This window comes from Variovorax sp. 20P10.2.4, assembly GCF_058244205.1.
Map to the genome: position 1 here is coordinate 1 of NZ_JBZAYE010000546.1, position 4,877 is coordinate 4,877.

Genomic DNA, 4,877 nt, shown 5'->3' on the forward strand with positions numbered 1-4,877 from the left:
GCCATCGGCCTGGCCCGACCAGTGCGCGGCGGGCAATGCGCTGTCGGCACCGGCCGCGTCGAACAGCGCGACCTTGATCGACGACGAGCCCGCGTTGAGCGTGAGCAGCTGGTCGGTCATGCGCGGCGGCGTCCGATCAGACGTAGTCCTTGTATTTGTCGAGGAAGCGCACGGGCTTGGACAGCGCATCGCGGCGGAACGGATCGCCGAGTTCGCGCGTGCACATGATCTCGATCACGCAGGTCTTGCGCTGGTTCATCTGCAGGTCGATCGCCTTCTTGAGCGCCGGGCCCACGTCCTCGAGCCGGTCGACCACGATGCCCTCGGCGCCCATGGCCTTGGCGATGCCCGCGAAGCTCTCGCTCTCGAGCTCGCCAGCAACGAAGCGGCGGTTGTAGAAGTCGACCTGGTTCTTCTTCTCGGCGCCCCACTGGCGGTTGTGGAACACGACCGCGGTCACGGGAATGTCGTGCCGCACGGCGGTCATGATCTCGACCATGCTCATGCCCCAGGCACCGTCGCCCGCATAGGCCACGGCCGGACGGTCGGGCGCGGCGCACTTGGCGCCGATCATGGTGGGCAGCGAGTAGCCGCAGTTGCCGAAGCTCATCGGCGCGAAGAAGGAGCGCGGCTCCTCGAAGCGCAGGTAGCTGTTCGACACGGCATTGATGTTGCCGATGTCGGTCGAGACCATCACGCGCGGCGGCATCGCCTTCTCGAGTTCGCGCAGCACCTGGCGCGGATGCAGGTAGGTGCCGCCGGTGGGCGTCTTCTCGCCCTTGGCTTCCTCGATCACGTCGAGGCTGAACTGGTCGCGCTCGTGGGTCCAGGCGTCGAGCTCCTTCTCCCAGGCCTCCTTCTCGGCCTTGATCTTCGCGGCGCGCTCGGCCTTGGTGGCGTCGCAGGCCAGGGTCTTGGCCGCGAGGCGCTCGAGCAGGGCCTTGGCCGTGGCCTTGGCATCGCCGTGGATGCCGACGGTGATCTTCTTCACCAGGCCCAGGTTGGTGTGGTCGGCCTCGACCTGGATGATCTTCGCTTCCTTGGGCCAGTAGTCCATGCCGTGCTGCGGCAGCGTGCCGAAGGGGCCCATGCGCGAACCGAGCGCGAGCACCACGTCGGCCTGCGCGATCAGCTTCATCGCGGCCTTGCTGCCCTGGTAGCCCAGCGGGCCGGCCCACAGCGGATGGCTCGCGGGGAAGGAGTCGTTGCGCAGGTAGCCGTTGGCCACCGGCGCGCCCAGGCGCTCGGCGAGCGCCTTGCACTCTTCCACGGCGTCGCCCATGACCACGCCGCCGCCCGAGAGGATGACCGGGAATTTCGCGGTGGCCAGCAGCTCGACCGCGGCATTGAGGCTGTTCTCGCCGCCGGCGCCGCGCTCCACGCGCATCGGCTTCGGGATCTCGGTCGTGATCTCGCCGTAGAAGTAGTCGCGCGGGATGTTGAGCTGGGTCGGGCCCATCTCGGAGATGGCGCGGTCGAAGCAGCGCGCGGTGTACTCGGCCATGCGCTTGGGGTTGTTCACGTGGCCCTGGTACTTGGTGAACTCCTGGAACATCGGCAGCTGGTTGGCCTCCTGGAAGCCGCCCAGGCCCATGCCCATGGTGCCGGTCTCGGGCGTGATCATCACGACCGGGCTGTGCGCCCAGTAGGCGGCCGCGATCGCGGTCACGCAGTTGCTGATGCCGGGACCGTTCTGGCCGATCACCACGCCGTGGCGGCCCGACACGCGCGCATAGCCGTCGGCCATGTGGGCCGCGCCCTGCTCGTGCACCACGGGCACGAGGCGGATGCCGGCGGGCGCGAAGATGTCCATCGCGTCCATGAAGGCCGAGCCCATGATGCCGAAGATGTCGGTCACGCCATTGGCGACCATGGTCTCGACGAAGGCCTCGGAGGGCGTCATCTTCTGCACGCCGGTGACGGCTTCGCGGGTGGGTTGCTTGCTCATGGGTCGGTGTCTCCTGCGGATGAAGGGCTGGACGGCGGACTGCAAAAAGCCGGAACGGGAAGTTCCGTATTTCGGGGTTGGCGAATCGGGCGGACTATAGGACGGGTGCAGTGCCGCGTCAAACAAATTCCAAAAAACGGTACGGAATGTTCTATTTTTTGCAAAAGGACTATGATCCGCCGCCATGAAGATCGTCAAGTCGCTGCCGCCTTCCGCCGAGGCCCCGGGCGCCGACACCCCGGCGATGCGGCTGTTCGCGCTGCTCGAGGTGATCGCCGCCAAGGACCAGCGCTACTCGCTGCAGGGCCTGGTGGAGGAGACCGGCCTGCCCAAGCCCACGCTGCACCGCATGCTGCAGCAGATGGAGGGCGCGGGCCTGCTGCAGCGCGAGGGCGACGGGCGCCACTACGGTATGGGCACGCGGCTGCGCCGACTGGCCGAGAACCTGCTGTTCAACGACAGCCTGCACGGCGCGCGCCACACGGTGCTGCGCCAGCTGGTCGAGGAGATCGGCGAGAGCTGCAACCTCACGGCGCTGTCGGGCAGCGAGGTGGTCTACCTCGACCGCGTGGAGACCGCGGCGCCGCTGCGCTTCTACCTGCACCCGGGCTCGCGCGTGCCGGTGCACTGCTCGGCCAGCGGCAAGATGTTCCTCGCGCAGATGGGCCAGGCGCAGCGCCGCCGGCTGCTGGCGAATGCCTCGCTCGAGGCCTACACGGCGAGCACGCTGACCGATGCCGCGGCGCTCGAGGCCGAGATCCAGCGCGTGCGCGAGAACGGCTTCGCGATCGACAACGAGGAGTTCCTGCCCGGCCTGCTGTGCATCGCCGCGCTGGTGCCGGCCACGGGCGACAGCCCGTCGAACCTCTGCATCGCGGTGCAGGCGCCCGTGATGCGGCTCGACATCGCGAAGGCGAAGACGCTGCTGCCCGCGCTGCAGCGCGCGGCGCTCGCGCTGAGCCGCATCGACGCCGATGCGACGCCCGCGCGCCGCGCCCAGGCCTGACACCCCCACACCCATCCGCCCCATGAACGACATCGCCGCCCTCCACCCCACGCGCCTCGTCGGCGTGCGCGAGACCTTCGGCATCGACGCCGACCTGCAGGTGCCCGCCTTCGCCGAGCGCGACGCGCACGTGCCCGAGATCGACGCGGTCTACCGCTTCAACCCCGACGTGACGCTCGCGATCCTCGCGGGCTTCATGCGCGACCGGCGCGTGATGGTGCAGGGGCTGCACGGCACCGGCAAGTCGACCCACATCGAGCAGGTGGCGGCGCGGCTGAACTGGCCCTGCGTGCGGCTCAACCTCGACGGCCACATCAGCCGGCTCGACCTGGTCGGCAAGGACGCGGTGGTGCTGCGCGACGGCAAGCAGGTCACCGAGTTCCAGGAAGGCATGGTGCCCTGGGCACTGCAGCGACCGGTGGCGCTGATCTTCGACGAGTACGACGCGGGCCGGCCCGACGTGATGTTCGTGATCCAGCGCATCCTCGAGCGCGACGGCCAGTTCACGCTGCTCGACCAGAACAAGGTGCTGCGCCCGCACCCCTTCTTCCGGCTGTTCGCCACCGCCAACACGGTCGGCCTGGGCAACCTCAACGGCCTGTATCACGGCGCGCAGCGGCTCAACCATGCGCAGATCGACCGCTGGAACATCGTCGCCTCGCTCGACTACCTGCCCACGGCCGAGGAGATCGCGATCGTGCAGGCGCGCGTGCCCTCGCTGGCCGACGCGGCGGGCCGCGCCACGGTCGCGGCGATGGTGGCGGTGGCCGACCTCACGCGCAAAGGCTTCGCGGCCGGCGACCTGTCGACGCTGATGTCGCCGCGCACCGTGATCACCTGGGCCGAGAACCTCGAGATCTTCAAGGACGTGGCGCTGGCCTTCCGCCTCTCCTTCGTCAACAAGTGCGACGAGGCCGAACGGCCGCTGGTGGCCGAGTACTTCCAGCGCTGCTTCGACCGCGAGCTCGCGGAATCGCACCGGCTCGCGGACGGCTGAGCGCGGCGCGCCATGACGCAGCAGGACATCCGCAAGGTTCGGCAGGAGGAGCGCGTCGCCGAACTCTGCGCGGGCGTGGTGCGCGCCTTCAGCGGCGAGCGCGACCTGCACTTCCGCGGCCGGCGCCTGCACCGCGGCCGCGTGCCGCTGCCGTGGTTCGCGCCGCACCTGCATCCCTCGCCCGAGACCGACGACTTCGAATCGTTCCGCGGCGTGGCCGATGGCCTCGCGCTGCGCATCGCCGGCTCCGATGCCGCGCTGCACCGCACGCTGCAGCCCGAGGAGCCGGTGGAGCGCATGCTGTTCGAGATGCTCGAGCAGTTCCGCGCCGAGGCACTGGTGCCCGAGGCCATGGCCGGCATGCGGCGCAACCTGCGCCATCGCCACGCGCAGTGGTCGCTGGCCTTCCACCACTCGGGCCTGACCGAGACCGCGCGCGGCCTGCTGCTGTACGCGGTGGCGCAGATCTGCCGTGCGCGCGTGAGCGGCGAGCAAGTGGTCGAGGAAACCGAGGACATGCTCGAGGCCACGCGCTTCGCGCTCGCGCCGCGCATCGGTCATGCGCTGGGCGGGCTGCGGCGCGATCGCTTCGACCAGGCCGCGTATGCCGTGCATGCGCTGGCGATCGCGCGCACGGTCGCCACGATGCTGCACGAGGCCGGCGGCGATGACGAAGCACCGGACATGCGCCAGAACGACACCGACGACAAGCGCAGCGTGTTCAGCCTGGTCGCCGAGATGGACCGCGAGATCGTCGAGCAGCATGTCAGCGCGCAGTCCGGGCGCAGCCGGCTGCTCGAGGAGGCCGGCGCCGTCTACCGCGTGTTCACCACCGAGCACGACCGCGAGCACGAGGCCGCCACGCTGGTGCGTCGCGAGTTGCTGGCCGAGTTGCGCGAGCGGCTCGACCGCCGCATCGCGGCGCA

3 protein-coding genes and 1 pseudogene are annotated in these 4,877 nt (G+C 69.6%); 3 read left to right on the top strand and 1 reads right to left on the bottom strand.

The window, feature by feature from the left end:
- Window positions 1–136: 136 nt before the first annotated feature.
- A complete protein-coding gene (gene xsc / locus AC27VN_RS32575; RefSeq protein ID WP_057597042.1) occupies window positions 137–1,948 on the bottom strand; it encodes a sulfoacetaldehyde acetyltransferase in 1,812 nt (603 codons plus the stop codon).
- Between the two features lie 184 nt (window positions 1,949–2,132).
- Here xsc and AC27VN_RS32580 point away from each other — a divergent pair, with 184 nt between their 5' ends.
- The 3 genes and pseudogenes from AC27VN_RS32580 to AC27VN_RS32590 form a co-directional block, all read left to right on the top strand.
- Window positions 2,133–2,954 carry an IclR family transcriptional regulator gene (locus AC27VN_RS32580; protein WP_490879241.1) on the top strand — a complete coding sequence of 274 codons (822 nt, stop codon included), beginning with the start codon at window positions 2,133–2,135 and terminating at the stop codon, window positions 2,952–2,954.
- A gap of 22 nt (window positions 2,955–2,976) precedes the next feature.
- A complete protein-coding gene (locus AC27VN_RS32585) occupies window positions 2,977–3,951 on the top strand; it encodes an AAA family ATPase (protein WP_431509978.1) in 975 nt (324 codons plus the stop codon).
- A gap of 12 nt (window positions 3,952–3,963) precedes the next feature.
- Window positions 3,964–4,877, top strand: a pseudogene (locus AC27VN_RS32590) (cobaltochelatase CobT-related protein); the annotation flags it as partial.

What these genes read in the sequence shown, in the direction of transcription:
- xsc (WP_057597042.1), bottom strand. Translation starts at nt 1,948, where the DNA reads ATGAGCAAGCAACCCACCCGCGAAGCCGTCACCGGCGTGCAGAAGATG.
- AC27VN_RS32580 (WP_490879241.1), top strand. Translation starts at nt 2,133, where the DNA reads ATGAAGATCGTCAAGTCGCTGCCGCCTTCCGCCGAGGCCCCGGGCGCC.
- AC27VN_RS32585 (WP_431509978.1), top strand. Translation starts at nt 2,977, where the DNA reads ATGAACGACATCGCCGCCCTCCACCCCACGCGCCTCGTCGGCGTGCGC.